The following is a 25,753-nucleotide window of genomic DNA, read 5'->3' as shown; positions in this document are numbered from 1 at the left end:
GCCGCCTACTCCCGCATGAGCATCGCCTGCGCCTCGCGCTCGAGGTCGACGAACGGCTCGCCGCTCACGTCGACGCGCACCCGGTGGAGCGTTCCGCCGGTGAACGGCCAGGGCGCGTCGCCGGGGTAGTCGTCGGTGACGGGCGCGCCGCTGTCGCGACCGACCGTGAGCCCCTCGCCGGCGATCGAGAACTTGCCCGGCTGGGTCTTGATCCGGGCACTGCCCACCGCGGTCTCCCCGTGGTACAGCGTCAGCGTGCCCGTCGCGACGTGCCCTTCCTCGCCGTCCTTGTCGAACGCCGCGGCGATGATCAGCTGCTCACCGGTCGGCAGGTCCTCGGTCGCGTCGACGCGCTGCTCCATCACGCCCACGAAGTTGTTGACGTAGTGGAGCCGGCCGTCCTTGACGTAGAGCGCGTGCCCGCCGAACTTCGATCCCTGGGCGAAGAGCACGCCCTCGGCACCCGCGTCGGGGAGGTCGACGAGCGCGCCGATCACGAACGAGCGGTTGCGGATGTTGACCGCCTGCGACTCCGGCACCTCGCCCATGTCGGGGAAGTACACGTACCGGTCGCGCGGCGGCGAGAGCAGCGGCCGCGGCGTGAGCAGGATCTCCAGCGCCGACCGGTCGTCGAGCGGGAACGCCTGGTTGCGCCCCGCCTCGGCGAACCACAGGTTCACGAGCTCGCGCACCTTCTCGGGATGCTCGGCGGCGAGGTCGTGCAGCTCAGCCCGGTCGACGTCGGTGTGGTACAGCTCCCACTCGTCCTCGTTGAACCGGCTCCAGCCGCTCAGCGTCGGGTGGTTCGTGATCGCCTTCCAGCCGTCGTGCCAGATCGCGCGCGAGCCGAGCATCGAGTAGAACTGGGTGCGTCGCGCCGTCGGAGCCGCGCCGTCGTCGAGCGAGTAGCGCATGCTGACCCCGTCGAACGTGCTCTGCTCGTGGCCCTTCAGGCGGTCGGGCGCCTCGACGCCCAGCAGGTCCAGGATCGTCGGGACGATGTCCACCGCGTGGTGGTACTGGTCGCGGATCTCGCCGCGCGCGGTCGACCCGGCGGGCCAGGAGATGATGCACGGGTCGCACGTGCCGCCGTTGAACTCGTAGCGCTTCCACATCTTGAACGGGGTGTTGAACGCCATCGCCCACCCGTTCGGGTAGTGGTTGTAGGTGTTCACGCCGCCGAGCTCGTCGAGCATCGACAGGTTCTGCTCGATGTCGTCGTTCAGGCCGTTGGCGAACTTCATCTCGTTGACCGAGCCGTTCGGTCCGCCCTCGCCGCTCGCACCGTTGTCGGAGACGACCACGACGACGGTGTTCTCGCGTTCGCCGATGTCGTCGAGGTAGTCGAGGAGGCGACCGACCTGGTGGTCGGCGTGCGAGAGGAACCCCGCGTACACCTCGGCCATGCGCGAGAAGAGCCGCCGCTCGTCGTCGGAGAGGTCGTCCCAGCGGCGCGTCTCGTCCATGACGGGGAACGGCGCGCCGTCGGGTCCCGTCCTCGTCGCGGGCGTGCCGATCGGGTTCACCGGCGGCAGCTCCGTGTCGGCCGGCACGAGTCCGAGCTCCTTCTGGCGGGCGAGCGTCTCGTTCCGCAGCGCCTCGTAGCCGCCGTCGAACCGGCCGGCGTACCGGTCGGCCCACTCCTTCGGGGCATGGTGCGGAGCGTGGGCTGCGCCGGGCGCGTAGTACAGGAAGAACGGCTTCTCGGGCGCGATCGCCTTCGCGTCGCGGATGAACTCGATCGCCTTGTCCGTGATGTCCTCTCCGAAGTGGTAGCCCTCCTCGGGCGAGGACGGCTGGTCGACCGGGTGGTTGTCGTAGGTGATCTCGGGGTACCACTGGTTCGTCTCCGCCCCGAGGAACCCGTAGAAGCGCTCGAACCCGCGGCCGCTCGGCCAGTTGCGCCGCGTCGAGGCGACGTTCATCTCGTCGTCGGGGCACAGGTGCCACTTGCCGACGGCGTAGGTGTTCCAGCCCCGCTCGGCGAGGATCTCGGAGAGCATGCCGTTCGCCGGCGGGATGGTGCCGCTCGCGTTCGGGAAGCCGATCGCCGCCTCCGTGATGCACGCCATGCTGTTGCGCGTGTGGTTGCGGCCCGTCAGCAGGCACGACCGGGTGGGCGAGCAGAGCGCCGTGGTGTGCCACTGCGTGTACCGCACGCCCTCGGCGGCCACCCGCTCGATGTTCGGCGTCTCGATCGGACCGCCGTAGGCCGACATCGCCGAGAAGCCGACGTCGTCGAGCACGACGTACAGGACGTTGGGCGCGCCCTCGGGCGCCTTCGGCGGCTCGAACGGCGTCCAGTCGGGCTCGGAGTCGCGGATGTCGACGTTGACGATCCCGTCGAAGTGCATGGCCATCGTCGTCCCCAGTCCCTCGCTGCCGCGTGACGACAGGGGTGCGGCCCGCGCAGCAGGACGACTGCGGCATCGGCCCCCAGTGGCGGAGCGAGTCGGCATGAGGCTACGCCCGCCGTCCCGCGGCGACAAGGCTCCGAACGGGGGCCGTGGCGAGGTCAGTCGGGCAGCACGAACGTCGTGACCGGTCGCCCGTCGAGGGCGCGCACGGATGCCCCGGGCGCATCGACGACCGCCACGATCCCGTCGCGCACAGCCCACGCCCGCCACCACGCGGCATCCGTCGCCTCGATCTCGCCGGCCCCGAGCATGCGGCGACCGAGCGTGTGCGGCTTGATCGCGGTCATCCAGGACGCTACGCCCTCGAGGGTGCGGCGCTGCACGGCCGGGATCTCGCCGGCCGCCGTCGGGCCGACGTTGAGCAGCAGGCGCCCGCCGCGCGAGACGACGTCCGCGTAGAGGCGCGCGAGCTCGCGCGGCGTGAGCGTCAGCGACTCGTCCTCGACGCGGTTGTAGCCGAAGGAGAAGCCGAGCCCGCGGCAGTGCTCCCACCCCGGCTCGGTCTCGTGCTGGGTGTGCGCGTCGTACTCGCTCGTGCGGTAGTCCCAGACGTCGACGCCCCAGCGATCGTTCACGATGCCGTCGGGCACGGCGGCGCGATAGCGATCGAGGAGGGCCTCGACCGAGTGCGGCCCCGGCGCCTTGCCGGCGTCGGGCCAGTCGATGTCGTTCCACAGCACGTCGGGCGCGAAGCGGTCGACGAGGTCGGCGACGTGACCGAACGCGTAGGCGTTGTACGCGGCATCCGTCGGCCGCAGGTCGGTGACGTCGACCGTCGAGCGGTGCGGCGGCAGGTCGGTGAACGCCCAGTCGAGCCCGCCCGAGTAGTAGACGCCGAAGCGCAGGCCCTCGGCCCGCACGGCGTCGGCGAGGGGCGCGATGAGGTCGCGACCCGGGCCGCGTGCGACGGTCGTGAGGTCGCCCGAACCGGGAGCGTCCCAGAGGGCGACGCCGTCGTGGTGCTTCGTGGTGGGCACGACGTAGTCGGCACCGACTTCGCGGAACAGGCGCGCCCAGTCGGCGGGGTCGTAGGCCTCGGCCGTCCACGCGTCGAGGAACGCCGCGTACGGGGCGCTGCCGTGCTCGCGGGCGTGGTGCTCGGCGGCCGGCGAGCCCTCGATGCGGATCGTGTTCGCGTACCACTCCGCGTAGGCGTTGTGCGCGAACCACTCGTCGTCGGGCACGGCCCCGAGCGCGCCGGAGGGCTCCGCCCACGCCGGCACCGAGTACGGGCCCCAGTGCACGAAGATGCCGAGGCTCGCGTCCTGGGCCCAGGCCGGGAGCGGGCGCCGGGGCGCGCTCACGCGTCGACGTCGTGTCCGCGGCGCGGACGTTCGGGCACGGCCACGATCGCCAGCGCGACGCAGCCGAGCGCCGGGATGGCGAGCGGCAGCAGCTGCCACGTCACGACACCCGCGAACACCGCGGTCGCCACGAGGTACGCGGCGCCCGCCGGGTCCTGGCGCACCGCGCCCGGCACCTCGCGCAGCGCGCCGAGCCAGCCCCCGCCGGGCGTCCAGCGTCCGGCGGCGGTGAACAGCACGAGCGCGAGCGCCGCGAGTCCGGCCCAGCCGATGGCCGCCACGACCGGGCCGCCGGGCAGCACGCCGGTGCCGGCGAGGTCGATGTCGAGCACGAGCACGAGGGCGAGCACGAGGGATGCCGCGCCGATGCCGATGCCGCCGACGAGGCCCGCGCGCACGTCGCGCCAGAACCAGGTGAGGCCCGAGTCGTCGGCCTTGAGGTACCGGCGCAGGTGGCGCACGCCCGCCGCGAGCGCGGCCGGGAGCGTGACGACGGGGATCGAGACGACCGCCACGAGGATGCCGACGTAGAGCACCTCGCCGAGGAGCGAGAACGCTCCGCGGGCGCCCGGGAAGCGGGCCTCGTGCGCGGTCTCGCCACGGGTCGGACCGCTCCCCGAGAGGGCGGCGCGACGTGCGGCGCGGTCGACTCGTGACATCCGCTCGCCCCTAGCCCTTGAGTCCCTGGGTGGCGACGCCGGCGACGAGGAACCGCTGGAACACGATGAAGAAGATCAGGATCGGCACGAGCGCGAGGAAGGACACGGCGACGGTGGCGCCGTAGTCGCTGGTGGACGTGGCGTCGTTGTAGAGCCGCAGTGCGATCGGGAGCGGGTACTTCTCGGGGCTGTTGACGTACAGCAGCGGGCCGAGGAAGTCGTTCCAGGTCCAGATGAACGTGAAGATCGCGCTCGTGATGAGGGCGGGCTTGATCAGCGGCACGATGATCGAGAAGAAGATCCGGATGTGCCCGGCGCCGTCGATACGGGCGGCCTCGTCCATGTCGCGGGGGATGTTGCGGATGAACTGCACGATCAGGAACACGAAGAACGCCTCGGTGGCGAGGAACTTCGGCAGGATCAGCGGCACGTACGTGTCCACCAGCTCGAGCTTCTGGAACATGATGTACTGCGGGATGATGATCACGTGGAACGGCAGCAGCAGCGTTCCGATCATGGCGGCGAACAGGATGCCGACGCCCCTGAACTTGATGCGGGCGAACGCGTACGCGGCCAATGCCGATGAGATCAGGGTGCCGATGACGGCCATGATCGCGATGAAGAACGAGTTCGCGAAGAACTGGTACAGGGGCGTGCCGGCGATGCCCTCGACGACCTTCGTGTAGTTGTCGAACGTCGGGTTGTTGGGGATCAGGCCCTGGTTCTGGCCGAACTCGCTCGACGGCTTGAACGTCGAGAAGAACAGCCACACCAGCGGGTAGAGCACGATCGCGGTCAGCGCGAGCAGCACCACGAACCAGATCACGGTGTTGATCGTCTTGCGCTTCACGCGGCGCCGGCGGGGCGGGGCGGTGGGTTCGAGGGCGTTCTCGACGACCTCGACGCGAGGGGCTTCGAAGGTGGTCATCGGTTCTCTCCGGCGTAGTGCACCCAGGACTTCTGGGTCTTGAACAGGATGAAGGCGATGATCGCGACGACGATCACCAGGACCCACGCCATCGCCGAGGCGTAGCCCATCTGCAGGTCGGCGAAGCCGCGCTTGTAGAGGTACAGCGTGTAGAAGTTCGTCATGCCGGCGGGGCCGCCCGAGCCGTTCGAGATGATGTACGCCGACGCGAACACCTGGAACGCGTTGATCAGCTCGAGCAGCAGGTTGAAGAAGATCACGCTCGAGAGCATCGGGATCGTCACGTTGCGGAACTTGTGCCAGGGCCCGGCTCCGTCGACCTCGGCAGCCTCGTACAGCTCCTGCGGGATCTGCTTGAGCCCGGCGAGGAAGATCACCATCGGGGCGCCGAACTGCCACACCGCGAGCAGGATCATCATCGGGATGACCAGGGCCACGTTGCCGACCCAGCCGCCGATGTTGATGCCGAAGAAGCTGAGGGTGTCGTCGACAGGCCCGTCGGTGGAGAACATGGCCCGCCAGACGATCGCGACCGAGACCGAGGCGCCGATCAGCGACGGGGCGTAGAACGACGAGCGGAAAAAGCCCGAGCCCCGGTCGCGGTAGTTGAGGAGCATCGCGATGCCGAGGGCGGCGGCGAGCTTGATGGGGGTGCCCACGAGCACGTACACCAGCGTGATCTGCACCGACTGGATGTAGTTCGGGTCCTCCGTGAACATGCGCACGAAGTTGTCGAGGCCGATCCACTTCGGCTCGGTGAAGAGGTTGTACTTCGTGAACGCGAGGTACAGCGAGAAGATCATCGGCCCGACCGTCAGGCCGAGGAAGCCGATCATCCACGGCACGAGGAACCCGTACCCGGCGACCGTCTCCTTGCGGTTGTGCGCCCGGCGGCCGGCGGTCGAGGGGACCTTGGCCTCGGCGCGGCGGACCTGGCGCATGGCCGTCCGCACGCTGCTCGACCCGGCCTCCGCCGTGACGATCGATTCGGTTTCCGTGCTCACTGTGGTTCTCCGGTTCCTGCGAGAAAACAGTACCCGGGCCCGGCGGGGTCGCGCCCTACCGGGCCCGGGCTTGACTGCTCAGGTGTTACTGGTTGAGGACGACGTCCATCTCGTCGAAGAACTGCTTCGCCGCGTCGGCCGCCGTGACGGTGCCGAACCCGAGCTCCTGGCCGAGCTGGCGGAACTTCTCCTCGAGGGTGCCGTAGCCGACGATCGGCACGGGCGGGGCGTCGCCGAGGCGGTCCGCGATGGACTGCTCGTAGTCCGCGATCTGCTGGCCCAGCGGGTCGAGCTCAGCGCCCTCGAGCTGCGTCTCCGACGCGGGGATGCCGCGGTTGGTGCCGAAGGCGGCGCCGACCTCGGGCGCGTTCACGAGGAAGTTGAGCAGCGTGGCCGCGGCCTCGGGGTGCTCGGTCGTCGAGGCGATCGAGTGGAGCATCGAGGGCTTGAGGTACAGGTCCTTCGCGCCCTTCTTCGTCACCGGCGGCGCGACGAGGCCGAGCTCGGTGTAGTTCTCACCGAGGTTGCCGAGGTAGCCGGCGCCGAAGTTGTCCCAGGTCAGCTCGCTCGTGGTGAGGGCCGAGTCGAAGCCCGAGAGGGGGTAGACCTCCTCCAGCTTCTGCTGGCCGATGACCGTGCCGTCGGTGCGGATGCCGTCGGCCTGCTCCCAGAACTTCGTGAGGTCCTCCTCGGTGAAGTTCGGCTCCCCGTCGTCGGTGAAGAGGTCCTTGCCCTCGGCGCGCTGCTGGATCTCGAAGTTCTGGATGCGGCCGGTGTAGTCGGTGCCGCCGAAGATCGCGCCGGCACCGGCGTCGCTGACCTCCTTCATCCAGGCGTCGTAGTCCTCCCAGCTGCCGCCGCCCTCGTAGTCCTCGACGCCGACCGACTCGAGGAGCTTCGGGTTGGTGTACATGCCCCACGCGTTGGTGGAGGTCGGGATGCCGGTGGTCTCGCCGCCGACGACGCCGATGTCGAGGATCTGCTGCGACAGCGGCTCGGTGTCGATGATGTTGCCGAGGTACGGGGTCAGGTCGAGCAGGAGCCCGTTCTCCGAGTACTGGCGGAGGTACGAGTAGTCGAACTGCATGACGTCGGGCAGGCCGCCGCCGGCCGCCTCGGTCTGGCGCTTCTCCCAGAACTCGGGGAAGCCGAGGAACGAGGTGTTCACCGTGATGTTCGGGTACTCCTCGTTGAAGGCGGCGATCGCCTCGTCGTACATCGCGGCGCGCACGTCGTTGCCCCAGAACGCGAGGTTGAGGGTGACCTCCTCGTCGGGGTCGTACGTGGCCGCCGCCTCGTCACCGCCGCCGCCAGCGCAGCCCGTGAGCACGAGCGCGGCGCTCGCGGTGAGCGCTGCTGCGGCCGCCGCCATGCGGCGCTTGCGAATGTTGAACATCGTTGTCCTCCCGGAAACGTCTCTGTCTGCCTGGTGCGGGTTCACGCTGGTGGGAAAGCGCTTCCCCAAATGTAGCCCTTCGACCCCATGTCGTCAACTGCGGAGGGAAAATCGTTTCAATTCGTTATCCGGATGCTGCGGCCGCCGTCATTTCGGGCGGTGAAGTGGCTGGTCATGACGGGTTTCGGTCGACGTGGGCGTCGCGGTCGCAGACGAGCCGATCGTCCATAACCGACAGCGGAGCGGCGAACACGGCGCTCAGGCGCGCCGCCGCGGCGTCGCTCGAGCCGAGCTCGGAGCCGTCCCAGTGCGGGTGCGTGAAGTAGTAGAGCACGGCGCGATCACCGTCGACGACGACGTCGCCATGACGGCCGAAGGTCTCGTCGCCGCGACGATGTCCGGGCTCGCCGAGGATGACCTCGTCCGCGCCGCCCTGCCGCGTCCACGTGACGGCGTCGGTCGAGCGGTGCACGCCCATCCCCCGCCACTCGTCGACGAGCATCCACCACCAGCCGCCGAGCTCGAAGACGTTCGGGCCCTCGTGCGGCCGGCCGCCGATCGCGCGACCCTCGACCTGCCAGTCCGACAGGTCGTCGCTCACCGCCGCCCACGTGGTGGAGTCGTCGGCCTCGTCCTTGTACCAGAGCCGCCACCGCCCGTCGGGGCACTTGGCGACGCACGCGTCGATCACGCGGTCGGAGTCCAACGGCACCTCGCCGACGACAGTCCAGTGCTCGAGGTCGTCGCTCACGTACTCGACGATACGTCGCGGGTGATCCCAGTCGGCGAAGACGCCGTCGATGACCGTGAGGTACATGCGGTACCGCTCGCCGTCGTCGACGACCTCGGGCGCCCAGTGCGTCTCGCCGGCACGGAGGTCGTCGGAGCCCGACGCGCGGCCGACGCCGAGCTCGAGGCCCGCCACCGTGCCGGCGTACCGCCACTCGAGCGCGTCCGCCGACCGGGCGACGCCGATGCGCGTGCCGTGCACCCACGACACCCCCGGCTCGTCGACGGTCGCGCGGCGCTGCGTGTAGAACATCCACCACTCCCCCGTGTCGCGGTGGCGGATGACGGTGGGATCCGTCGCCCCGTCGTGGACCGGGTCGTGGAACAGGGCGTCGTCGTCAGGCACGACGGAGGTCGGTGATGGGGCTCTCGAGGCTCCGACGGCGATCCGCGTCGGCGCGCAGGGTCGCCGGCGTCACCACGGAGCCGCCGTTCGACGCCGACGAGTAGATCGCCGTGACGAGCTCGAACGAGCGCGTGGCATCCGACGCCGTCGACGGCAGCGGCTCGCCCGACGCGAGCGCCGCGTAGATGTCGCGCAGGAGCGGCGTGTGGCCGCTCGCCTCCTCGACCTCGGGCAGGGCCCAGACGGCCGCCGTTTCGTGGTCGACGTGCTTCGCCGGCGTGATGCGCCAGTGCTCATGGCCGTGCCCGTAGAGGTGGTCGACCGTGACGGTGGCGTGCTCGGTGTCGATGCGGATGGTGCTCACCTCGCGCGGCGAGAGCGCGCTCGTGATGACGGACGCGATGGTGCCGCCGGCGAACGCGATGACCGCGGTCGAGACGTCCTCCATCTGCGTCTCGCGGTCGAGGCGCCAGAGCTGCCCCTGCACGCTCGCCCAGTCGCCGAGGAGCCAGGCGAGCAGGTCGATCTGGTGGATGCCGAGCCCGAGGGTGGGGCCGCCGCCCTCGGTCGCCCACTTGCCGCGCCACGGCACCGCGAAGTACGCCGGGTCGCGGAACCAGAGCGTCTCGCACGTCGCCACGAGCGGGCGTCCGATCGCGCCCGAGTCGAGCAGCGATCGCACGTGGGCGGCCGCAGAGCCGGTGCGCTGCTGGAACACGACGGCGAGGCGGCGGTCGTTGCGCGTCGCGGCATCCGTCATCGCGTCGAGCTCGTCCAGCGAGAGCGCGGCGGGCTTCTCGCAGACCACGTGGAGGCCGGCGTCGAGGGCGGCGATGGACTGCTCGGCGTGCACGCCGGGCGGGGTGCAGACGTGCAGCACGTCGGCGACGCCCGCGGCCAGCAGCTCGGCGAGCGTGTCGAAGACGGCGGGCACGCCCCAGCGCTCGGCGAACGCGTCGGCGTGCGAGCGGTCGCGGTCGACGACGGCGACGAGCTCGGCGCCGGGGGTCGCCAGGAGGACCTCGGCGTGGGCATTGGCGATCGCCCCGGTGCCGACGATCGCGGCGCGGAGCGGGGTGGTCTCGGTCATCGGTCTCCTTCGATGCGGCCGGCTCGGGCCGGCTGGGTCTCGTAGCGGCGCAGCCGGCCGCACATGCCGTAGGCGGGGGCGTCGGACGCCGCGGCCACGCGGGCCTCGGCGAGCCCCGGGTCGTCGCCGGCCTCGAGCGCATCGAGGCGGTCGCCCGTGTCGCGTGCGGCGGCGAGCGCGCCGGACTCCCAGCGCTCACGCCACTCGGGCACGCGCGGACGCACGAGGGCGGTCGCCCGCTCGTGCAGGCGGGCGAGGCGGTCGGGGTCGACGCTCCCGTCGTGGAACAGCGCTCGGTAGCCCGCAACGGCGAGGTCGCGGCGCGTGATGGCCGCGGCGAGTCGATCGGCGTCGGATGCCTCGGGGCCGGGCAGCGCCGCAGCATCCGCGTATCGCTCGGGGTCGACGAGCACCTCGTCGGGGAAGGTCATGACCGCGTCGCCCGCCTCGGGCAGGCCGGCGTTCTGCATGACGACGCGCACGTCAAGCCCGCCGTCGTTCACCGCCCGGTGGATGACGCCCGGCGCGAACCAGACGAGGTCGTCGGGCTCGAGCCGGCGCTCGGCGAACGTGACCGAACCGTCGATCGTGTGCAGCCGCCCGCGACCACCGACGACGAGGTAGGCCTCGGCCGAGACCGTGTGCAGGTGCGGCGTGCCGCCCGCGAGCCCGTCGGATGCGACCGCGTCGTACACGGCGAGCGCGCTCACGGACGTCGCGCCGGGGAAGGCGGGCAGGGTCACGGCGCGCCCAGCAGGTCGGGCAATCGTGCCGCGGCGGCGTCGGCGAGCCGGGCGGCCCGCTCGGGGTCGCTCTCGCCGTCGGCGATGACGACGCCGTAGCGCAGCACGAGCGACGCGCCGGGCTCGACGACGTGCTCCTCGCTGAAGAAGGGCGCAGGACAGAGGCACGCGAAGTCCTCGCTGCGCGCGAACCACTGCGGCGGGTGCTGCAGGTTCGCGGGGTCGTCGATCATCACGATCGTCGACGCGGTGTCCGTCTCGTCGTGCCGGCCGCTGAAGCCCATCCAGGGAGCGCGCGTACCCCGCAGCTCGTCGCCGCCCGCGACGCCGGGCGCGAGGAGCCGCCCGCCCGTGAACGAGCGCGGTCCGCGCCAGAACAGCCCGCCGTAGCCGGCGTTCTCGCGTCCGCGGGTCGTCGGCGACCCGATGGGGATCGGTCGGTCGGTCGTGTTCGTCAGGCGCGTCGCGAAGCCGAGCAGCCACGCGTCGTCGTCGAGCACGGATGCCGCGAGCGTCCGCTCCTCGTCGAAGATCGCTTCGCCCGCCTGCGTGATCCACTCGAGGCGCTCGACGACGCGCGCGGTGCCTGTCGGCACCCCGGCCGGCGTCGCGGCATCCGTCACGTCGTCGGAAGCGAACGCGACGTGCCGCTGCTCGCCGTTGTTGGGCAGCTGCACGTAGCCCTCGCCGCGCACGAACGTGGGGCCGCCCCAGAAGTTCTCGTCGCCGACGACCGGCAGCGACCAGGCGACGCCCTTGTGCCAGACGTGGTCGTGCGGGCGGTAGAGCGAGACGAGCTCGCTGCCGAGGGTGCGGATCGGGCTGAGGTACGGGCGCGGCGACTCGTACGTCGGGTGGTCGGGTCGGAACACGTACTCGGCGAGCGCCGCGTCGCCGGCGCGCAGGAGGACTCGATCGCCGGCCTCGTCGAAGCGGATGTCGGTCATCGGTCTCCTTCGGGTTCGTCGTCGATCCGTGCGCGCTCGTCGCTCTGGAGCGATTCCGTGGGAAAGCGCTATCCAAGCGTACACGGCGACGGGCTCACGCGCGTCGGATCTCGTTCGTCTCCGAATCGACGGTACCGAAGTGCCGAAGTTCCGGAGTTCCGAAGTCCGAAATCCCGAAGTGCCGAAGGGCCGAAGTGCCGCGCTCTCGCAGGGCAGCGCCGCCTACCTCGCGCCGACCGCCCACGGCGCCGCGCACGGCTCGGTCGGCGACCCGTTGAGGAGCGGGCCGAGGATCGGCGCCAGCGCCTTCCCGACCTCCTGCACCGCCTCGCCGGTGGCGCCGTCGCCGTTCCCCAGCATGGCCAGCACCGCCCCGGTCTGCGGGTAGTACGCGAGGTTCGTGCCGTACCCCGGCTCGGCACCGGCATGGGAGATGGCGAGCACGCAGCCCGTGGCCTCGTCGAACTCGACGCCGGCACCGAGGCCGTAGCTCGCCCCGCTCCGACCGAAGTTCGGCGCCAGGTCCGACCACCGTTGCGCCTGCAGCTCGGGCGTCACGCCCGCGCCCTCACCGAGGGCCTCACCCCACGCATGCAGGTCGTCGAGCGTCGACACCATCCCGCCGCCGGCCCAGCTCTGGCCGTTCGACCAGTCCACGGTGTCGACCGGCGACCCGAGCTCCGGGCAGAAGACGGAGTACCCGTGCGTGAGCGGGGCGGTGACCTGGCCGTCGGGCGCGAACCGGCTTCGGTCCATGCCGAACGGCTCGGTGATGCGATCGTGGATGAGCGTGGCGAGGTCCGTGCCGGTCACCTGCTCGAGGATGCCGCCGAGCAGGTAGTAGTTCGTGTTCGAGTACGCGAATCCGTCGCCGGGGGCGAAGTCGGCTCGCGGCGTCGCTGCGCCGATCGCGATGAGCTCGTCGGGGGTCGGGATCCCATGCGGGTCCGCGCAGATGCGATCGACCTGCGCCCGCCCGGACTCGCCGACGCCGCTCGACTGGTTCAGCAGCATCCGCACCGTGATGCTCGACGCCTCGGAGAAGTCGGGATACCAGCGGTCGAGCGTGTCGTCGAGGCCGACGTCGAACCCGGCCTCGCCGATCACCTGCATCATGACGGTGCTGACGATGGTCTTGGTGATGCTGCCGATCTTCTGCTGGTTGTCGGGGCCGATCGGCTCGCCCGTGCCGACCTCGGCCTCCCCGCGCTCCGACACCCACTCGCCCTCGCCGGGGATCCACACGCCGATGATGACGCCCGGTACGCCGGATGCCGCGAACCCCTCGTCGAGCGCCGCCTCGAGCTCCGCGACGAGCTCGGGGTCGAGCGAGCCGGCGTCGGCCGGATCGGAGGTCTCGGCGGTGGATGACGGCGGCTGCGCGGCATCCGACACGGAGCCCTGCGACCCCGACCAGATCGTCACCGCGATGACGACGATCGCGACGACCGCGACCGCGACGGCGATCCCGGTCCACAGGAGCGCCCGGCGCCTCGGTCTCGCGCCGGGCGGCTGCCCTCCGTCGGAATCCCCGTCGGGCGACGGAACGTCGCGCCCGGTGCCGTGGCCATCGGGTGCCGTCGGCTGGCTCATGGTGGATGCTACCGCGCCGCGATCGCGGTGCTGACGGAACCTCATGGCCCCGGTCCGGGGGGTCAGGCGACGCCGTGCGAACCGCGTTCGAGCTCGATCGGCCGCTCGCGCCCGCCGACCCGGGAGGTCGGCCAACGCGGGTCGAGGGTGAGCACCTCGACGCCGGATGCCCCGAGCAGCACGGTGTCCTCGACCTTCGCGCCCGGCGCCGTCGGATTCCACGCGAACGCCTGGCCCGCCTGCACCACGTCGGCGATGCCCGGCACCGCCCGAGGATCACGGCCCGCGTAGCCGGCGGCGCCGCCCTGGTGATGGCGTCGCCATTCCTCGGGGTCGAACCCGTTGGCCGCGTAGGCGGCAGTGCCGGCGGCGAACACCTCGCCGAGCGTCGCGCCCGGTCGGGTGGCGTCGAGGAACGCCGCCTCGACCTCGAGGATGCGGCGCGCGGCATCCGCCTCGACCGGATCGGCCGGCCCGAACCGCACCCAGCGCGTCGCGTTCGCGATGAGCCCGTGCCGGCGCCCGCACACCACGAGCATGGCGCGGTCGCCGAGCGGCGCGTCGGTGGGCAGCGGATGCCGGTGGGCGAGCCGCGTCCGTCCGGCCACGAGCGTGACGAGCGGGTCGATGCCCCGCGCGACGAGGTCGCCCGCGAGCCGTGCGGCCACGTCGCGCTCGGGATCGGACGGGTCGACGACGAGCGCGGCATCCGTCAGCACCTCGGCCACCTCGCGGCAGAGGGCGCGGTAGCGGGCGAGCTCGGCGGGCAGCAGCTTCACCCGTGCGGCCCGGAGCTCGGCGACGACGTCGGCCTCCTCGAGCTCGGCGATGCCAGCGGGGGCGAGCGGCTCGTGCCAGGGCACCCGGGTGACGGCGAGGTCGCCGACGTCGCCGAGCTCCTCGTCGAGCATCCGATCGGCCTCGTTGTCGAACACCCGGAGCTCGACGCCATCACGCGTGACGACGGCCGCGACGACCGGATCACCCGCGAGCGAGACGTACGTGCGCGCCCCGTCGAGCGCCCACGCGAGGGCGGTGTGCGAGCGCAGCACGATCGACTCGGCGCCGCGCCGGTCGAGCAGCTCGACGAGGCGCGCGTGCTTGACCGCTCGATCCGCGCGCGACGGAATGGACGACTGGCCCACGGATGGCGCGACGCCCCTCATGCGAGCGGCGCCGTGCTGTCGCGCGCCTCGAGCCGCGGCCGGTAGAGCACGGAGTGCTCGATCGGGCCGCCCGCGATGAGTGTGCGCAGGCGCGCCCACACCTGGGCGCCGATCTCGCCGCGGGGCACCGACATGCTCGTGAGGCTCGGCGTGGCGAACCTCGCCATCGGCACGTCGTCGAAGCCGGCGATCGAGAGGTCGCCCGGCACGTCGACGCCGAGCTGGCGGAGGCGCGTCATGAGTCCGAGGGCGACGAGGTCGTTGAACGCGATGACCGCCGTCGCGCCCTCGTCGCGGGCGCGGAGCACGGTCTCGGCGAGCGCGTAGCCGTCCTCGAGCCGGGAGCCGCCGGGCATCACGTCGATGCGAAGCTCGGGATGCGCCTGCTCGGCCTCCTCCACGCCGCGGAGTCGCTCCGCGTTCGACGCGCTCGTGGCCGGGCCGCTCACGTACGCGAAATGGCGGTGGCCGAGCCCGAGCAGGTGCTCGACCAGGTCGCGGATGCCGCGCACGTAGTCCACGCCCACGATCGGCACGTCGGCGCCGGGCAGCGGACGGTTCACGACCACGACGGGCGCGACCTGCGCCACCAGCCGGCGCAGTCGCTGCTCGGGCATGCGCGGCGCGCACAGCACGATCGCGTCGCACCGGTGCCGCGCCTCGATCGCAGTCGCCTCCTCGTCGTCGACCTGCTCGGCGGTGTCGGCGACGAGCACGCGATAGCCGTCGGATGCCGCGGCGAGGCTCAGCCCCTTGAGGATGCCCTGGAACAGCGGGTTCTCGAGGTCGGGCACGACCATGGCGATCGTGTCGTTGCGGCCGTGCACGAGGCTGCGGGCCGCGACGCTGGGCGAGTAGCCGAGCGTCGCGATCGACGCCTGCACGCGCTGCACGATGGCCGGATCGACGGTCTGCTTGCCGTTCAGCACGCGCGACACCGAGGCCTGCGACACGCCCGCATGCGCGGCCACGTCGGCGATCGTCGTGGCACGACTCCGCTCGCCCATGTGCTGCCCTCCTTCGCGCCGAGTCCGTCGACGTCGCGGCCGGCCCCCAGCTCGAGACGCGCCGTGCGCCTCGGCCGGGAAACCGGTTCCTCAGTGTAACCACCGAGTTGCCCGGTCCCGCGGACGTCGCCTAGGCTCTCGTCGAGAAAGCGGTTTCTCACCACCCCTGATGGAGGGCGCATGCACGTCGTCGTCACCGGTTCGTCGGGCCGGCTCGGGCGGAGCCTGAGCGCCGGGCTCACGGCATCCGGGCACTCGGTCGTCGGCGTCGATCGCGCGCCCGCCGGACTCGGCGGCGTGGACGAGCGCGCGCTCGACCTCGCCGACGAGCACGCGACGGGCGAGCTCCTCGACGCGCTCCGACCCGACGCGGTCGTGCACCTCGCGGGCATCGCGGTGCCGTTCAGCGCCCCCGAGCGCGAGATCCTCCTCACCAACACGGCGCTCGCGCACACGGTGTTCGCCGCCGCCGCCCGGGCCGGCGTGCGACGCGTGCTCGCCGCATCGAGCCCGACCGTCGTCGGCTACAGCGCCTCGACGTGGCGGGCCGCCGCCGTGCCGATCGACGAGACGCATCCGACGCATCCCGCGAACGCCTACGCACTGTCGAAGGCCGTGATCGAGGAGGCCGTGCGCATGTTCGCCCGCACGTCGTCGGGCGCCTTCGGGTTCTTCCGCCCCTGCTACGTGATCTCGCCCGAGGAGTGGCGCGGCGCGCCCACCCAGCAGGGTCACACCATCGCCGAACGCCTTGCCGACCCGGCGCTCGCGGCCGTCAGCCTCTTCAACTACCTCGACGCCCGGGACGCCGCGGCGTTCGTCGACGCCTGGCTCGCCGCGCCCGCCGACGCCGTCGACGGCGAGGGGTTCTTCGTCGGGGCGGCCGACGCGCTCGCGACCCGCCCGGTCGCCGACCTGTGGCGCGAGTTCGCGCCGGCGCTCGGCGTCGGCGCCGATGCGCTCGTCGGCACGCAGCCCGTGTTCTCGGTCGACAAGGCCGCCGACCGCCTCGGTTGGCGCCCGGAGCGCGACTGGCGCGGCGAGCTCTCGGCCGCCTCCATCTCCCCCAGCGAATCGAGGGCATCATGACCGCACCATCACCCGAGTTCGACGGGGTGCTGTTCTTCCCCGTGACGCCGTTCGACGCGTCGGGCGCCGTCGACCTCGACGTGCTGTCCGAGCACGTCGTATCGCGGCTCCCGTGGGGTCCGGGCGGCGTGTTCCCCGCCTGCGGCACGGGCGAGTTCCACGCGCTCTCGGCGCGCGAGGCGATCGACGTCGTGCGCGCCACGGTGGACGTGGTCGGCGGCCGGGTGCCCGTCATCGCCGGCGCGGGCGGGCCGCTCGGGCACGCGATCGAGCTCGCACGGGGCGCGGCCGAGGCGGGCGCCGACGGACTGCTCCTGCTGCCGCCCTACCTCGTGTCGGGCACCACCGACGGACTGGTTGCCTGGGTCGAGGCCGTCGCCGCGGCCTCCGACCTGCCCGTCATCGTGTACCACCGCGGCACCGCCCGCTACACGGCCGACGCCGTCACGCGGCTCGCCGCGAACCCGAAGGTCGTCGGCTTCAAGGACGGCACGGGCGACATCGGACTCGCGCAGGAGATCGTGCTCGCCGCCGAGGCGACCGGACGCGACCTGCAGTTCTTCAACGGCCTGCTCACGGCCGAGCTCAGCCAGGGCGCCTACCGGGGCATCGGCATCCCGCTGTACTCGTCGGCGGCGTTCGCGATGATCCCCGAGGTGGCCGCGCTGCACTACCGCGCGTACACCGACGGCGACGAGGCCACGCGGATGGCCCTGCTGCGGGAGTTCTACACGCCGCTCGTGCGCCTCCGCGACGAGACCCCCGGCTTCGGCGTCTCGCTCATCAAGGCGGGCCTGCGGCTGCGCGGACTCGACGTCGGCTCCGTGCGCCCGCCGCTCGTCGACCCGTCGCGCGACCAGGAGGCCCGCCTCAGCGCGATCCTCGACGCCGGGCTCGCCCTCGCCGAGCGCCTCGGCACCGCGTCGACGGCGGCGCGGTGACCGAGGTCATCCGGAACCTGCGCACGCGTGCGATCCGCGTGCCGCTCACGCGGCCGTGGGGTCCCGATGTGCGCGACCTCTCGCTCGTCGAAGTCGTGGTGGAGGACTCGGCGGGCGACCTCGGGTACGGCTTCTCGTGGACGCCGTCGATCGGCGCGGCCGCGGTGCAGGCGCACCTCGACCACGACATCGCCGCGTTCGCGGTCGGACGCGACGCCGATGCCGAGTCGGTGTGGCATCCGCTCTGGGCGCACCTGCACGAGGGCGGTGGCGGCGGCATCACGACGATCGCGATGGCCGGCCTCGACCTCGCGCTGTGGGACCTCGCCGCCCGCCGCGCCGGCATCGGCATCACCGACCTCCTCGGCCGCCGGCACGAGACCGCCGAGGTGTACGGCAGCGGCGTGAACCTGCACTACCCGCTCGACGAGCTCGTCGCGCAGGCCGAGCGCTGGGTCGCCGCCGGGTTCGACGCCGTGAAGGTGAAGGTCGGCAGCCCCGACCTCACCCGCGATCTCGAACGCGTCGCCGCGGTGCGCGAGGTCATCGGGCCCGACGGCCGCCTCATGGTCGACGCGAACCAGCGCTGGACGCTCGAGCAGGCCGAGCGCGCGATCAGCGAGCTCGCCGCGTTCGACCTCGCCTGGATCGAGGAGCCGCTGCGCGCCGACGACCTCTCCGCGCACGTCGCGCTGCGCGATCGCATCGAGGTGCCCGTCGCGCTCGGCGAGAACCTGCACACCCGCTACCGGTTCGCCGAGTTCATCGATGCGGGCGCCGTGTCGATCGTGCAGCCCAACGTCGTGCGCGTCGGCGGCATCACGCCGTTCCTCGAGATCGCCACGCTCGCGGAGGATCGTGGCGTCGAGCTCGCGCCACACCTGCTGCTCGAGCTCTCGGCCCAGCTCGCCCTGGCCCTGCCCGGCGACCACCTCGTCGAATCCGTCGAGGACGCCTCCTTCGAGGCGCTCGGCGCGCTCGCCTCGCCCTCCCCCGTCGCCGTGACCGGCGCCGAGGTGCGCACGACGCGCCAGCCCGGGCTCGGCATCCGCTTCAATTTACGTGCACGGATGCCGCGGCATCCGATGACCCCCGGAGGAACCATGACCAGCATCGCGCCCACCGCCATCGACACCGCGGCATCGGCCACGACCGCAGGCGCTGACGCCCTCGACGCCCTCGACGACGTCGCCACGGCCGCGCGCGCCGCATTCGCGACGACCGTCGCCTCGACCGCCGCCGAGCGTGCGACGTGGCTCACGGCCGTCGCCGATGCGCTCGACGCGGCGGCCGGCGAACTGATCCCGCTCGCCGACGAGGAGTCGCACCTCGGGACGACCCGGCTGACGGGCGAGCTCGCGCGCACGACCGCCCAGCTGCGCCTCTTCGCCACGGCGATCGTCGAGGGCTCCTACCTCGAGGCGACCGTCGACCACCCCGACCCGACGACCACGCCGCCGCGGCCTGACCTGCGCCGCATCCTGCGCCCGCTCGGCCCGGTCGCCGTGTTCAGCGCCTCCAACTTCCCGTTCGCGTTCTCGGTCGCGGGCGGCGACACCGCGTCGGCCCTCGCGGCCGGATGCCCCGTCATCGTCAAGGGGCACTCCGCCCACCCACGGCTCTCCCGTCGCACCGCCGAGGTCGTGGCGGGCGCGCTCGCGGCGGCGGGCGCACCCGAGGGGATCTTCGGCCACGTCGAGGGACGCGAGACCGGCATCGCGCTCGTGCAGCATCCCGAGGTCCGCGCCGTCGGGTTCACTGGGTCGCTGCACGGCGGGCGGGCGCTCTTCGACCTCGCGTCGTCGCGCCCCGACCCCATTCCGTTCTACGGCGAGCTGAGCGCGGTGAACCCGGTGCTCATCACGGCGGCGGCGCTCGATGCACGCGCCGACGAGCTGGCCGCCGGCCTCGCCGCGTCGTTCACGCTCGGCGCGGGCCAGTTCTGCACGAATCCGGGCGTGGTGTTCGTGCCCGCCGGGTCGGACTTCGCGTCGCGCGTCGACGCGGCGGTGGGCAGCGCGGCATCCGTGCCCATGCTCACCGACGGCATCGCCGCCGCCTTCGCGGGCGGACTCGACGCGCTCGCGACCCGTGACGACGTCACCGTGGTCGCGGGCGACGTCGCGCAGCGGCCCGGCACGGGCTCGGCCGTCGTGCTGTCGACGACGGCGTCGGCCGTGCGCGCGGACCCCGGCGCCCTGCTGGCGGAGTGCTTCGGTCCGTCGACCCTCGTCGTCGAGTACGACGACGTCGACGACGCGCTCGCGGCGATCCGCGCGGTGGGCGGCAGCCTCACGGCCACCGTGCACGCCGAACCCGGTGAGGACCTCACCGGCATCCTCGCGGTGCTCACCGAGGTGGCCGGACGCGTGCTCTTCGCCGGCTGGCCCACGGGTGTCGCGGTGAGCTGGGCGCAGCAGCACGGGGGTCCGTGGCCGTCGACCACGTCGATCCACACGTCCGTCGGCGTCACCGCGCTGCGCCGCTTCCTGCGTCCGGTCGCCTACCAGGACGCCCCCGAGTCGGCGCTGCCCGTGGAGCTCCGCGAGGAGAACGTGCTCGGCATCCCGCGCCGCATCGACGGCGTGCTCGTGGTGTGAGCGCGATCGCCTACCTCACCGCGGCGACGCCCCCGCGCCTCGCGGTCGGCGGCATCACCGTCGCGATCCCCGTGCTCGCCGTCGAGCAGCTCGGCGACGTCGCGCTCGGCGGACTGCTCGCCGCCGCCGCGCTCGGACCCAGCATCATCGCGGCCCCGGTCGTCGGGGCGGTGCTCGACCGGACCCGCCGGCCGGGCGCCTTCGTCGCGGGTGCCGGACTCGTCATGGCCGCGGCCTTCACGATCGCGGCGTTCCTCGGGCCGGTGCCGGCCTGGGTCGTCGCCATCGTGCTCGCGATCTCGGGGCTCGCGACGCCGTTCGTGTTCGGCGGGCTCTCGAGCTTCGTCACCGAGGGCATCCCGAACGAGCGCCGCGCCTACGCGATGGACGCGCTCGCCTACAACCTCGGCGCGGTCGCGGGCCCGGCCGCCGTCGCGGCGGCCTCCGCGCTCGGGAACGCCCGCATCGCGACGCTCGTCATGGCCGCGGCCGCGCTGCTCGGCGCCGTCGGCACGATCCCGCTCCGTCTACGTCCGCTCGCGGGCGAGCCGCACGCGTCGATGCTCCGCACCATCGCGGCCGGGTTCCGCCACATCGCGATGCACCGGCCGCTCGCCCTCATCACCGCGAGCGGCACCGTGAGCCAGTTCGGCGCCGGCGGCCTCGCGATCGCGGCCGTCGCGCTCGCGATCGGCAGCACCGGGGATGCCGCGGGCGGCGCGGTCATCGTCACCGCCTTCGCCGTGGGCGGGCTGCTCGGCGCCCTGTGGAACTCCGCGCATCCGAGCCGGCTCCGTCCCGAGGTCGAGATGGGCCTCGGCTTCGCCGCGACCGGCGTGTTCACCGTGGTCGCCGCACTCGACCTCGGACAGCTCTGGGCCGCGCTGGCGATCGGCGTGTCGGGCTTGTTCACCGCACCGGCCGCATCGGCCATGCTGCTCATCCGCAAGCAGCAGAGCCCGCCGACGCTGCGCTCGCAGGTGTTCACGGTCGGCGCGGGACTTCGCGCGGCCGCCGCCGCGGCGGGCGCCGCCGTCGCCGGACTCGCGGCGGGCCTCGGCGGGCCCGCGCTCATCGCGGCGATCGGCGTGGTGTGGATCCTGTCGGGCGCGATGCTCGTCGCCTACCCGAAGGACGCGCCGCCCATCGACGGCAGCTGACGCGGCGGGCGGATGCCGCGGCATCCGCCCGCCCTCGCGTCGGTCGGTTCGGCGTGGCTCCGACGGCCTCGCCGCACAACGCTGCGGAGATACGATCCGACACCCCGGTGGACGCCGCGGGTCCTCGGCGCGTCGGATCGTATCTCCGCACGGTTCGACCGCGCCCGGTCTCGTGTGCTGCGGCATCCGCTCGGTCGCGGGGGCGCCCGCCCGCGGCATCCGCTCGGCCCGGAGCCGCTCGCGTCAGATGCCGAGCTCGAGGTCGGCGATGCGCACGGGCTCGCCCGTGGCGAGTGACAGGTTGCCCGCGATGCCGACGGACACGGCCTTGACGCCGTCGGCGTAGCCCGCGACCCGGCCGAGCGGCTGGTCGTCGGTCACCCGCCCGAAGACGTGCTGCAGCAGGTACGCGTCGCCGCCGCCGTGGCTGCCGATGCCCTCGGGGATCGGCACGATGCGCGCGCCCTCCCAGTGCCGCTGCACGACGAGGCGCTCGGAGTCGGGACGCACCTCGTCCTCGGGCGAGTAGCCGGGGTGCATGCTCGGGTCGACGACGACGCGGCCGTCCTCGCCGATCAGCACGGCGCCGCGCTCGACGACCTCGAGCTCGGCGCGGCCCTCGGTGCCGTTGACGGTGACGCGGTAGCCCTCCCAGGGCGCGTGCGCGTTGAGCGAGTAGCTCATGGTCGCGCCGGTGTCGTAGTCGACGAGCGCGGCGAGGTTGTCCTCGATCGTGATGCCCGCGTCGAACACGTCGCGGTCGCGCAGGTAGCCGTCGTGGTGCTCCTGGTCGAGGTAGAGCTCCTTGAGGTGCGGGTCGCGCGCGAGGTCGAGCGCGAACGGATCGCCGGTCGCTCCGGTGCCGCGCGACGGACGCTCGCCGAGGCCGCGGGCGGCGGCGTTCTCGGCACCGTAGAAGCGAAGCCCCCCGCTCGCGAACACGCGCACGGGCGTCGCGGCGATCCACCAGTTGACGAGGTCGAAGTGGTGCGACGCCTTGTGGATGAACAGGCCACCGGAGTTCGCCTTCAGGCGGTGCCAACGGCGGAAGTAGTCCGCGCCGTGCACGGTGTCGAGCGCCCACTCGAAGTGCACCGAGGTGACCGCGCCGATCTCGCCGTCGGCGATGACGTGGCGCAGGGTCGAGTTGCGCGGGCTGTAACGGTAGTTGAACGTCGTGATGACCTCGCGGCCGGTCTCGGCGATGGCCGCGCCGATGCGCCGCACGCTCTCGGCGTCGATCGTGAGCGGCTTCTCGACCACGACGTCGGCGCCGGCGTGCAGCGCACGCACCACGAAGTCGGCGTGCGTGAAGTCGGGGGTCGTGACGATCACGCGGTCGATGCGCTCGTCGCGGATCATGCGCTCGAGGTCGTCGGGCGCATAGCGTGCCGGCGCCGGACGCCCGGCCGCCAGCACCTCGCGCTCGTGCACGTCGAGGCGACCCGGGTTCACGTCGCTCCACGCGACCAGTTCGGCGATCTCGGGCACGTGCTCGGCGCCGAGCTGCGTGCCGCTCAGCGCGCGCACGTACATGCCCGCGCGGCTTCCCGTGCCGATGAGTCCGTACCGTTCCTGCGCCATCGCGTGCTCCACTCGGGGTCATCGTACGAGAAAGCGCTTCCTCGGTCACCCGTGCTTCGCCGGGGATCTGGAGGGAATCACGCGGGAAAGCGCTATCTCGGTTCGACGACATTTCTACCAGCACGGCGGCGCGTGTCCAAACCTCGGCGTCTCTGAGCCGCTTGCGCGGTAGCATCGAGGCGCCCCGAGGGGGCGGGCACATGCGGGAGGACGGATGACCGAGGGCGGCACGGGAACCGGGCGGAGCGCACCGGCGACGCTGCACGACGTCGCGCGCGAGGCGGGGGTCTCGCTGGCGACCGCGTCGCGCTCGCTGAACGGCAGCACGCGCAAGGTCAACGAGGAGTACCGCAAGCGCGTGCTCGAGGCCGCCGCGCGGCTCGACTACTCCCCCAACCTCTCGGCGCAGGCCGTCGCCCGCGGCACGACGACCACCGTCGCGTTGCTCGTGGCCGACATCGCCGACCCCTACTTCTCGTCGATCGCCGCCGGCGTCGTCGCCGAGGCCGACCACGAGCGGCTCATCGTCACGATGGCCGCCACCGAGCGCGACCCCGAGCGCGAGCTGGACCTCGTGCGCACGCTGCGCGGACAGCGTCCGCGCGTCATGATCCTGGCGGGCTCCCGCCCGACGACCGACCCGACCGGCGGCGCCCTGGGCGAGGAGCTCCGCGCCTACGAACGCTCGGGCGGCCTGGTCGTCCTGATCAGCCGCAACGAACTCGACCTCCGCACGGTGCTCGTCGACAACCTCGCCGGCGCCGAGGCACTCGCCCGCGGGCTCGTCGGCATCGGCTACCGCCGCTTCGCGATCATCACCGGCGGCGAGGGCCTGCGCACGGCGGCCGACCGCGTCGAGGGCTTCCGGGCCGGACTCGCGGCCACGGGCGGCACCCTCGAGGACGACGACGTGATCCGCGACGCGTTCACCCGCGACGGCGGCTACGACGGAATGCGCCGCCTGCTCGAGCGCGGACTCGGCGACGTCGAGTGCGTCTTCGCCGCGAACGACGTCATGGCGGTCGGCGCCCTGTCAGCCATCCGCGACGCCGGCCTCACCCCGGGCACGGATGTCGCGATCGCCGGCTTCGACGACATCCCCACGGTGCGCGACGTCACCCCGGCCCTGACCACGGTTCGCGTCCCCCTCGAGGAGATCGGACGCCGCGCCCTCCGCCTCGCGCTCGGGGACGAGGCCGCCCAGGCCGAGGGCGCCGTGCACACCGAGGTCGTCATCCGCGAGTCGACGCCCCCGCGCAAGTAGCCCGCGCCCTCCTGGGGTACGGCGGTGCACGGATGCCGCGCGCCCGCCGCATCCGCTCGACGCGCGTGCTCGGCGCGCCGCCGCACCGAACACCCCGAGGCATCCGCTCGGGCTCTCGCTGCTCACGAGGGGACGCAACACGCCGTCAGTCAGCGGGCGGCCGCGGCGGGTCGCGTCCCATCGCATCCGGGCGAAAGCCTCCCGGCGTGGGCGTTGTCGCGCGAGTGGGCGATCTTGGCGACCGTTCCCGCCGAATGCTCGCCAAGATCGCCCACTCGCGAATCACGGGCGCCGAGCGGGCGGGAGCCGAGCGCGGCCGCCGCACCCCGACGCCGCGTGACGACACCCCACGAGCTGGGTGTTGCGCGATCGCGGGATCGTGTCCTACACTCGGGTAAACGCTTTCCCGCAGCGGCGCGGCGGCCTCCGCCACCCGCTCCCGGCTCGAACAGGAATCACCGTGGCAGAGCAGACCACCCAGCAGGCCAGCCCGCAGGCCCAGTCCATCGGCATCATCATGAACGGCGTCTCCGGGCGCATGGGATACCGGCAGCACCTCGTGCGGTCGATCCTGGCGATCCGCGAGCAGGGCGGGGTCGAGCTCTCCGACGGCACCCGCGTGCAGGTGGAGCCCATCCTCGTCGGCCGCTCCGAGCAGAAGCTCGCCGAGCTCGCCGAGAAGCACGGCATCGACCACTGGACCACGAACCTCGACGAGGCGCTCGCGGACGACCGCTGGCAGGTCTACGCCGACTTCCTCGTGACGAAGGCCCGCGCCGCCGCGATCCGCAAGGCGATCGCCGCCGGCAAGGCCATCTACACCGAGAAGCCCACCGCCGAGAGCTTCGAGGAGGCGCTCGAGCTCGCGAAGCTCGCCACCGCCGCCGGCATCAAGAACGGCGTCGTGCACGACAAGCTCTACCTCCCCGGCCTGCAGAAGCTGAAGCGCCTCATCGACTCGGGCTTCTTCGGCCGCATCCTCAGCGTCCGCGGCGAGTTCGGCTACTGGGTGTTCGAGGGCGACTGGCAGCCGGCGCAGCGGCCGAGCTGGAACTACCGCGCCGAGGACGGCGGCGGCATCATCGTCGACATGTTCCCGCACTGGAACTACGTGCTCGAGAACCTGTTCGGCCGCGTCGAGTCGGTGTACGCGAAGGCGGTCACCGAGATCCCCGAGCGCGTCGACGAGAAGGGCGAGCCCTACCCGGCCACCGCCGACGACGCCGCATACGCGATCTTCGAGCTCGAGGGCGGCGCGATCGCCCAGCTCAACTCGAGCTGGACCACGCGCGTGAATCGCGACGAGCTCGTCGAGTTCCAGGTCGACGGCACGCTGGGCTCGGCCGTCGTGGGCCTGTTCGGCTGCAAGATCCAGCCGCGCAACGCCACGCCCAAGCCCGTGTGGAACCCCGACCTCGCCGACGCCCACGACTACGCCGCCGACTGGATCGAGTCCCCCGGCAACCGGGAGTTCCAGAACGGCTTCAAGACGCAGTGGGAGGAGTTCATCCGCCACGTCGTCGAGGACGCCCCGAACCACTACGACTTCCTCGCGGGCGCCCGCGGCGTCCTCCTCGCCGAGGAGGGCCTGCGCTCCTCCGCCGAGGGCCGGCGCATCGCCATCCCCGAGATCACGATCGAGACGACGGATGCCGCGGCGATCACGGATGCCGCGACCTCCGTCGCGGCGCCCGACGCCGCCCCCGAGCTGACCGGGGCCCGTTGA

Annotated in this window: 20 protein-coding genes and 1 pseudogene; 7 read left to right on the top strand and 14 right to left on the bottom strand. The window is 72.4% G+C overall.

Going from position 1 to position 25,753, the window contains the following annotated elements; translation table 11 throughout:
- Nucleotides 1-5: 5 nt before the first annotated feature.
- From ACFVN5_RS15965 to ACFVN5_RS15905, 13 genes are all read right to left on the bottom strand, one after another.
- A complete protein-coding gene (locus tag ACFVN5_RS15965) occupies nucleotides 6-2,354 on the bottom strand; it encodes an arylsulfatase (protein ID WP_376956223.1) in 2,349 nt (782 codons plus the stop codon).
- 161 nt (nucleotides 2,355-2,515) lie between these two features.
- A complete protein-coding gene (locus ACFVN5_RS15960) occupies nucleotides 2,516-3,721 on the bottom strand; it encodes an alpha-L-fucosidase (RefSeq protein ID WP_376956222.1) in 1,206 nt (401 codons plus the stop codon).
- Nucleotides 3,718-4,380 carry a hypothetical protein gene (locus tag ACFVN5_RS15955; protein WP_376956221.1) on the bottom strand — a complete coding sequence of 221 codons (663 nt, stop codon included), beginning with the start codon at nucleotides 4,378-4,380 and terminating at the stop codon, nucleotides 3,718-3,720. The genes ACFVN5_RS15960 and ACFVN5_RS15955 overlap by 4 nt, the downstream gene beginning before the upstream one ends.
- A gap of 10 nt (nucleotides 4,381-4,390) precedes the next feature.
- Nucleotides 4,391-5,308, bottom strand: coding sequence for a carbohydrate ABC transporter permease (locus ACFVN5_RS15950; RefSeq protein ID WP_376956220.1), 918 nt, complete (start codon nucleotides 5,306-5,308; stop codon nucleotides 4,391-4,393).
- Nucleotides 5,305-6,249, bottom strand: coding sequence for a carbohydrate ABC transporter permease (locus ACFVN5_RS15945; RefSeq protein WP_376956834.1), 945 nt, complete (start codon nucleotides 6,247-6,249; stop codon nucleotides 5,305-5,307). The genes ACFVN5_RS15950 and ACFVN5_RS15945 overlap by 4 nt, the downstream gene beginning before the upstream one ends.
- 148 nt (nucleotides 6,250-6,397) lie before the next feature.
- Complete coding sequence (locus tag ACFVN5_RS15940) at nucleotides 6,398-7,708, bottom strand: ABC transporter substrate-binding protein (RefSeq protein WP_376956218.1); 1,311 nt, start codon at nucleotides 7,706-7,708, stop codon at nucleotides 6,398-6,400.
- Between the two features lie 172 nt (nucleotides 7,709-7,880).
- Nucleotides 7,881-8,843, bottom strand: coding sequence for a family 43 glycosylhydrolase (locus ACFVN5_RS15935; RefSeq protein ID WP_376956217.1), 963 nt, complete (start codon nucleotides 8,841-8,843; stop codon nucleotides 7,881-7,883).
- The gene (locus ACFVN5_RS15930; RefSeq protein ID WP_376956216.1) at nucleotides 8,836-9,933 is read right to left on the bottom strand and encodes a Gfo/Idh/MocA family protein; all 1,098 of its coding nucleotides are present in this window, start codon (nucleotides 9,931-9,933) and stop codon (nucleotides 8,836-8,838) included. The genes ACFVN5_RS15935 and ACFVN5_RS15930 overlap by 8 nt, the downstream gene beginning before the upstream one ends.
- A complete protein-coding gene (locus tag ACFVN5_RS15925) occupies nucleotides 9,930-10,676 on the bottom strand; it encodes a cupin domain-containing protein (RefSeq protein ID WP_376956215.1) in 747 nt (248 codons plus the stop codon). Before ACFVN5_RS15925 ends, ACFVN5_RS15930 begins: the two co-directional genes overlap by 4 nt.
- The gene (locus ACFVN5_RS15920) at nucleotides 10,673-11,623 is read right to left on the bottom strand and encodes a PmoA family protein (protein ID WP_376956214.1); all 951 of its coding nucleotides are present in this window, start codon (nucleotides 11,621-11,623) and stop codon (nucleotides 10,673-10,675) included. The genes ACFVN5_RS15925 and ACFVN5_RS15920 overlap by 4 nt, the downstream gene beginning before the upstream one ends.
- A 222-nt stretch (nucleotides 11,624-11,845) precedes the next feature.
- A complete protein-coding gene (locus ACFVN5_RS15915; protein WP_376956213.1) occupies nucleotides 11,846-13,216 on the bottom strand; it encodes a serine hydrolase domain-containing protein in 1,371 nt (456 codons plus the stop codon).
- Nucleotides 13,217-13,278: 62 nt separating this feature from the next.
- A complete protein-coding gene (locus tag ACFVN5_RS15910) occupies nucleotides 13,279-14,382 on the bottom strand; it encodes a M24 family metallopeptidase (RefSeq protein WP_376956212.1) in 1,104 nt (367 codons plus the stop codon).
- Nucleotides 14,379-15,389: a LacI family DNA-binding transcriptional regulator gene (locus ACFVN5_RS15905; RefSeq protein ID WP_376956211.1), complete on the bottom strand. Its 1,011-nt coding sequence runs from the start codon at nucleotides 15,387-15,389 to the stop codon at nucleotides 14,379-14,381. The genes ACFVN5_RS15910 and ACFVN5_RS15905 overlap by 4 nt, the downstream gene beginning before the upstream one ends.
- 180 nt (nucleotides 15,390-15,569) lie before the next feature.
- On the opposite strand from ACFVN5_RS15905, the gene ACFVN5_RS15900 reads away from it, so the two are divergent.
- From ACFVN5_RS15900 to ACFVN5_RS15880, 5 genes and pseudogenes are all read left to right on the top strand, one after another.
- The gene (locus ACFVN5_RS15900; protein WP_376956210.1) at nucleotides 15,570-16,478 is read left to right on the top strand and encodes an NAD-dependent epimerase/dehydratase family protein; all 909 of its coding nucleotides are present in this window, start codon (nucleotides 15,570-15,572) and stop codon (nucleotides 16,476-16,478) included.
- Complete coding sequence (locus ACFVN5_RS15895; protein ID WP_376956209.1) at nucleotides 16,475-17,419, top strand: 5-dehydro-4-deoxyglucarate dehydratase; 945 nt, start codon at nucleotides 16,475-16,477, stop codon at nucleotides 17,417-17,419. The genes ACFVN5_RS15900 and ACFVN5_RS15895 overlap by 4 nt, the downstream gene beginning before the upstream one ends.
- Nucleotides 17,416-18,465: pseudogene (locus tag ACFVN5_RS15890) on the top strand (mandelate racemase/muconate lactonizing enzyme family protein); the annotation flags it as partial. The gene ACFVN5_RS15895 and the pseudogene ACFVN5_RS15890, both read left to right, overlap by 4 nt.
- 39 nt (nucleotides 18,466-18,504) lie before the next feature.
- The gene (locus ACFVN5_RS15885; RefSeq protein WP_376956832.1) at nucleotides 18,505-20,019 is read left to right on the top strand and encodes an aldehyde dehydrogenase (NADP(+)); all 1,515 of its coding nucleotides are present in this window, start codon (nucleotides 18,505-18,507) and stop codon (nucleotides 20,017-20,019) included.
- The gene (locus ACFVN5_RS15880) at nucleotides 20,016-21,179 is read left to right on the top strand and encodes an MFS transporter (RefSeq protein WP_376956208.1); all 1,164 of its coding nucleotides are present in this window, start codon (nucleotides 20,016-20,018) and stop codon (nucleotides 21,177-21,179) included. Before ACFVN5_RS15885 ends, ACFVN5_RS15880 begins: the two co-directional genes overlap by 4 nt.
- A 243-nt stretch (nucleotides 21,180-21,422) precedes the next feature.
- On the opposite strand, the gene ACFVN5_RS15875 is transcribed toward ACFVN5_RS15880, so the two are convergent.
- Complete coding sequence (locus tag ACFVN5_RS15875) at nucleotides 21,423-22,763, bottom strand: Gfo/Idh/MocA family protein (protein WP_376956207.1); 1,341 nt, start codon at nucleotides 22,761-22,763, stop codon at nucleotides 21,423-21,425.
- A gap of 214 nt (nucleotides 22,764-22,977) precedes the next feature.
- On the opposite strand from ACFVN5_RS15875, the gene ACFVN5_RS15870 reads away from it, so the two are divergent.
- On the top strand, nucleotides 22,978-24,027 hold the full coding sequence (locus tag ACFVN5_RS15870; protein WP_376956206.1) for a LacI family DNA-binding transcriptional regulator: 1,050 nt from the start codon (nucleotides 22,978-22,980) through the stop codon (nucleotides 24,025-24,027).
- A gap of 517 nt (nucleotides 24,028-24,544) precedes the next feature.
- Nucleotides 24,545-25,753 (top strand): Gfo/Idh/MocA family protein, encoded by a 1,209-nt coding sequence (locus ACFVN5_RS15865; protein ID WP_376956830.1) that lies wholly within the window; start codon nucleotides 24,545-24,547, stop codon nucleotides 25,751-25,753.

This window comes from Agromyces sp. NPDC057865, from assembly GCF_042796995.1.
In the GTDB taxonomy this organism is placed as follows: domain Bacteria; phylum Actinomycetota; class Actinomycetes; order Actinomycetales; family Microbacteriaceae; genus Agromyces.
The sequence above is the reverse complement of the archived record's forward strand: the minus strand, read 5'-3'. Positions and strand labels throughout refer to the sequence as shown.

Coding starts and splice junctions, on each gene's coding strand:
- ACFVN5_RS15965 (WP_376956223.1), bottom strand. CDS start 2,354: ATGCACTTCGACGGGATCGTCAACGTCGACATCCGCGACTCCGAGCCC.
- ACFVN5_RS15955 (WP_376956221.1), bottom strand. CDS start 4,380: ATGTCACGAGTCGACCGCGCCGCACGTCGCGCCGCCCTCTCGGGGAGC.
- ACFVN5_RS15950 (WP_376956220.1), bottom strand. CDS start 5,308: ATGACCACCTTCGAAGCCCCTCGCGTCGAGGTCGTCGAGAACGCCCTC.
- ACFVN5_RS15945 (WP_376956834.1), bottom strand. CDS start 6,249: ATGCGCCAGGTCCGCCGCGCCGAGGCCAAGGTCCCCTCGACCGCCGGC.
- ACFVN5_RS15940 (WP_376956218.1), bottom strand. CDS start 7,708: ATGTTCAACATTCGCAAGCGCCGCATGGCGGCGGCCGCAGCAGCGCTC.
- ACFVN5_RS15930 (WP_376956216.1), bottom strand. CDS start 9,933: ATGACCGAGACCACCCCGCTCCGCGCCGCGATCGTCGGCACCGGGGCG.
- ACFVN5_RS15920 (WP_376956214.1), bottom strand. CDS start 11,623: ATGACCGACATCCGCTTCGACGAGGCCGGCGATCGAGTCCTCCTGCGC.
- ACFVN5_RS15915 (WP_376956213.1), bottom strand. CDS start 13,216: ATGAGCCAGCCGACGGCACCCGATGGCCACGGCACCGGGCGCGACGTT.
- ACFVN5_RS15910 (WP_376956212.1), bottom strand. CDS start 14,382: ATGAGGGGCGTCGCGCCATCCGTGGGCCAGTCGTCCATTCCGTCGCGC.
- ACFVN5_RS15905 (WP_376956211.1), bottom strand. CDS start 15,389: ATGGGCGAGCGGAGTCGTGCCACGACGATCGCCGACGTGGCCGCGCAT.
- ACFVN5_RS15900 (WP_376956210.1), top strand. CDS start 15,570: ATGCACGTCGTCGTCACCGGTTCGTCGGGCCGGCTCGGGCGGAGCCTG.
- ACFVN5_RS15895 (WP_376956209.1), top strand. CDS start 16,475: ATGACCGCACCATCACCCGAGTTCGACGGGGTGCTGTTCTTCCCCGTG.
- ACFVN5_RS15885 (WP_376956832.1), top strand. CDS start 18,505: ATGACCCCCGGAGGAACCATGACCAGCATCGCGCCCACCGCCATCGAC.
- ACFVN5_RS15875 (WP_376956207.1), bottom strand. CDS start 22,763: ATGGCGCAGGAACGGTACGGACTCATCGGCACGGGAAGCCGCGCGGGC.
- ACFVN5_RS15870 (WP_376956206.1), top strand. CDS start 22,978: ATGACCGAGGGCGGCACGGGAACCGGGCGGAGCGCACCGGCGACGCTG.
- ACFVN5_RS15865 (WP_376956830.1), top strand. CDS start 24,545: ATGAACGGCGTCTCCGGGCGCATGGGATACCGGCAGCACCTCGTGCGG.